We start from the raw sequence: 4,000 nt of genomic DNA on the forward strand, positions 1-4,000 counted from the left end.
AAAAAAGGGTGCGTCACAGACTTATGACACACCCTCTTTATTTATTATCCAGCTTTTTGCTTTTTATTTAGAATATCGGTGTGCCGATGCAGCCGTTAGGTGCCTGGATATGAAGCAGGGCACATACGGTTGGTGCGATGTCGGTCATGTAGCATGGCTTGGTGCTGGCTCCATGCTGGATGCCCCATCCCATGAATACCAAAGGAATGTGGGTGTCATAGCCATTCCATGCGCCGTGGGTGGTTCCCTTCATTCCGTTGCTGTAGTAGGCAGGCTTCAGGATAACTTGTACGCCACCGCTGCGCTCACGGTTGTAGCCGTTGATGATGCGATATTTGATTTCCTCAGGGATGCTCTCGATGGATGCTTTTTCCATATCGCAAGCATACTGCACTCGCTTGTCTTTTTTCAGTCGGTTCACCACCTCTTGCTTGATGGCATTGTAGTCGAGGGAGAGGGAATCTATCTTCTGGGTATCAAAGAACACCTGATAGTTGGATACCCATTTCACGAGGTCGCCTGCTGATGGATATTTTGCCTTGAGCATCTCGTTCAAGTCCTTCTGGGCTGTCTTGGTGTTCCAGTCGCCAGCAGGGATGCGGCGGTCGAGCAAGAACTGGGCATTGTTCATGCCACCATGGTCGGCACTGAGGAACACAGTGTAATTGCCTTTGCCCACCTTTTGATCGAGATAGTTGAAGAAATCTGCGAAGTCCTTGTCCAAGCGGAGGTAAGTGTCTTCTATCTCTACGGCGTTAGGTCCTACCTGATGACCGATGACATCGGTGCAGGAACAACTCACGGCAAGGAAGTCGGTCTCATTCCCACCGCCAAGGTTCTCGCCTGCGATCGCCGCCTTTGCCATCTCCAGGGTGTAGCTGTTGCCGAAAGGAGTGCTGCGGAGGATGTCGTAACCATATTTCTTGTATAAGGCAGGGAGGTCGAGTGGAAGCACTGGCTTAACGCCTGGCTTCACTTCCCTTTCATAGTTGGTGTCGTCGGCAGTGCTCTGCTTGTAGGTGTCGATAGGATAGAGGGTGTTCCATTTTTCAGAGAGATACTTCTTAGGTAAGTTCTGTCTGTTGAAGTTGCTCACCCATGCAGGCAACTTGTCCATGTAGAAACTGCTGGTGATAAATTTGCCTACCTCAGGGTCGTACCAGTAGGCACCATTGGCATGATGACCAGCAGGGAGGATGGCGGCACGGTCTTTGATGGCAACGCCGATGACCTTGCTGCGGTCGTTGGTGGCGATGCGAAGCTCATCGCCGATGGTGGTACACCACATGTTGCGAGGTGACTCCAAGCCAGCTTTACCATTGGAGCCTACAGGCTTCACGGAGTTGTCCTCAGTGCAGTATGTCTTCTTGCCATCCTTCATGAAGTTATTGCCGGCAATGCCGTGGAGGGAAGGTACGGAACCTGTATAGATGGAGGTATGACCGATGGCGGTGACGGAAGGGATATAAGGGATGCGGCAGTTCTCGTAGCTGAATCCCTCGTTCAGCAATCGCTTGAAGCCACCCTCGCAATAACGGTCTTGGTAGCGATAGAGATAATCCCAACGCATTTGGTCAACCACCAGTCCTACAACCAATTTTGGTCGTGCTGGTTGTGCTTGTGTGATGCCACAGAAGGCGCAAAGCACGAAGATAAGTTTAAAGAATTTGTTCATAATCTTCTTCACTTGATAATATTGTAATATGTTTTAAATTCGCTTGCAAAGGTACGATTAATTTGTTACAAAACCATGAAAAGCAGAGAAAATTCGTGTTTCGAGACGCATCGCTGCAGGTTAGTGAACATCGGCTGCCTATAGAGATGTTTTTGTTTGCATAGGGTGTAAAATTGCCCAAGCAGAGGACAAAAGATAGTTTATTTATTGTAAAAGTTTTTGTATTTTACAATAGCATAGTTTAATGATACAATATAATGATGAAACAAACTTTTATATTTCTGTTCTTCCTGTTGGCGGCAAGAGTTCGCTGTCTTGAAATGGAGTGTAATTTGCTGATTTTCAGTAATATAACTGGTGGAAAATCCACATGATCTAACGATGCGCTTGTTTAGTACCTAACGATGCGCTTCTTTAGCACCTAACGATGCGCATCATTAACACCTAACGATGCGCATCATTAGACCTTAATAAAGCGCATCGTTAGAGTTCGTACTTGCACTTCTTTAGAGGAAATGGAACTTAAATATATATTTGTTAATAAAAATGTTTAATTTTTGGGTCACTTGCAAAAGCGTGTGGATGTGCTATACTAAAATTTGTTTAACTTATGCAGAAGCAGCTTTTGAGCAAGAACCCAGTGACCCCTCTTGTTAAGTATGACTATGCTGTTGCTTCATTCTTCATTTACCATCTCCCAATCCAAAATGCCTTTGCCTTCTTCGTCTAGTTCTATGCCTAAGCCTACTACCTCTCGCTTGTCGGCCTTGAAAGGCTCCAGGTATTGGCGGTCTTGAATTTGCTTAATGGCAGCTTCCTTGCCTCCATTGTTTCTTAACTTCAGTTCTATTATATAGATGTGATGAGTTGTTTTGACAACGAGGTCGATTCTGCCAGTAGAAAGCATGTGCTCTACTTCCACCTTCAAACCGATGGCATTCAAGATGGTACTGATGATCAGTCGGTAACGCTCTTCCATATCCATGGATGCCAACTTCTTGTTGCTGTAAGGCACATCGGCAACCAATGCTTTAAGCGCTTTCATCGCCTTGTCTAACTCTTTGTATTCCAGATATTGGTACAACTGCGCTTGCAGAGATTGTGTATCAGCCTCTTGTCGCATGGTCAATGCAGGCAGTACGCATTCGTATAGCGCCTGTTTTACCTCTTCATTTGGGAAGCCTAAGTGATAGACATTTCCTACGCACGATTTGATGGTGAGATAACCTGATTGATATAAGAAGAGTTCTGGTCCTCCACCAGTAACATCGGAAGTTTCCAAGGTGTTGCGGAGAATCATGGAATCCTCAAAATCAGGTAGGCGCAACTCTGCATCCTTAATGAACTTCGTCAGCATGGATGTGGCTCCCGATGACGCCCAATAACTGTTGAGATCCTGGGTATCAAGCGCATTGATAAGGCTGAAAGGATTGTAGATGTCAACCATGTTTCGGCGACTGAAATGGTAACCGTCGTAGTAGTCCTTCAGCTTGTCGTGGGTTTCTTGCAAAGTCCATCCGTTCACCTCTGCCATTTTTTCAAGTTCAGGCTTGAAGTTCTCTTTTATCTCCTCCTCAGTAATGCCGCAGATGGCTGCATATTCTGGTAGGAAACTGATGTTGGTTAAATTGTTGAGCACGGAGAAAAGGGAAATCTGCGTAAACTTGGTGATGCCCGTGATAAAGACCAGACGCTCGTATTCATCATCTGCCTTTAAAATGGCAAAGACTTCACGATATACCTCGGTGCATGCTTCGTGTTCCGGTGTTTTCCAAGAGTGCTGGAGTGGAGAATCATATTCGTCGATGAGGATGGCAACCTTCAAGCCCGTCTGTTTGTATGCCGTCGTAATGATGGCATCAAAGCGGTCGGCAAGTTGGGTGGTAGGGTCAGGAGTGATGGCATACTTCTCCTCGTAGTATCCGAATCGCAGATTCAGGTACGAACGCAAGGTTTCTACATTGGCTCCTCCACGGCTCATGTCGAGTCGAATCACAGGATATGCTTTCCAATCCTTCTCCAAGTCCATGATTTTGAGTCCTTCGAAGAGTTCCTTTCTTCCTTCGAAGTAACATAGGAGCGTATCAACGAGCACAGACTTTCCGAATCGGCGAGGGCGGCTCAAGTAATTATACTTTAGACCTTTGTTCGCCAAATTCCAAACCATGTCAGTCTTATCAACATAGAGATACCCTTCCTCTCTGATGATATAGAAAGATTGTATGCCTGTAGGCAGCTTTCTGTATTCATTGTTTGCCATAATCCTTTCTCCTATTTGTATGGCGCAAATTTAGATAAAATTTCTGAATTATAAGCCAGTATAAT

General features: G+C 45.7%; 2 protein-coding genes. Both read right to left on the minus strand.

Annotated features, from left to right (window positions below):
* Nucleotides 1–67: 67 nt before the first annotated feature.
* Nucleotides 68–1,675 (minus strand): alkaline phosphatase PafA, encoded by a 1,608-nt coding sequence (pafA, locus tag DW917_RS16445; RefSeq protein ID WP_118120462.1) that lies wholly within the window; start codon nt 1,673–1,675, stop codon nt 68–70.
* Nucleotides 1,676–2,351: 676 nt separating this feature from the next.
* Nucleotides 2,352–3,935 carry an ATP-binding protein gene (locus DW917_RS16450; protein WP_118120461.1) on the minus strand — a complete coding sequence of 528 codons (1,584 nt, stop codon included), beginning with the start codon at nt 3,933–3,935 and terminating at the stop codon, nt 2,352–2,354.
* Between the last annotated feature and the right edge of the window lie 65 nt (nt 3,936–4,000).

Origin of the sequence: Prevotella sp. AM42-24 (assembly GCF_003461825.1) — a bacterium.
GTDB lineage: Bacteria > Bacteroidota > Bacteroidia > Bacteroidales > Bacteroidaceae > Prevotella > Prevotella hominis.

What these genes read in the sequence shown, in the direction of transcription:
- DW917_RS16450 (WP_118120461.1), bottom strand. Translation starts at nt 3,935, where the DNA reads ATGGCAAACAATGAATACAGAAAGCTGCCTACAGGCATACAATCTTTC.
- pafA (WP_118120462.1), bottom strand. Translation starts at nt 1,675, where the DNA reads ATGAACAAATTCTTTAAACTTATCTTCGTGCTTTGCGCCTTCTGTGGC.